The 239-nt window shown below is 51.0% G+C and carries 1 protein-coding gene; it reads left to right on the top strand.

Translation table 11 applies throughout. From position 1 onward, the window contains the following. Positions 1-24: 24 nt before the first annotated feature. A partial coding sequence (locus IEY73_RS34625; protein WP_229716439.1) for a hypothetical protein occupies positions 25-239 on the top strand: 215 nt, incomplete at its 3' end.

Raw genomic sequence — 239 nt, 5'->3', positions numbered from 1 at the left:
TGGAAAGCCGATGGATCCGATTTGGTGTTGTTGCAAGTGGAGGTTGTCGATGCGGAAGGGAATCGTTGTCCGCTGGCGAACGATTTGATTCATTTTACGGTAGAAGGTCCGGCAGAATGGCGAGGAGGTATAGCGCAAGGCCCGGATAATTATATCTTGTCGGAAAAACTTCCTGTGGAATGTGGGGTGAACCGTGCGTTATTGCGCTCGTCTGTTACAGCAGGGAAGGTGGTTGTACG

It is taken from the genome of Mangrovihabitans endophyticus (assembly GCF_014646155.1).
GTDB classification, from domain to species: Bacteria; Actinomycetota; Actinomycetes; order Mycobacteriales; family Micromonosporaceae; genus Actinoplanes; species Actinoplanes endophyticus.
This window is presented reverse-complemented; position numbering and strand designations above follow the sequence as displayed.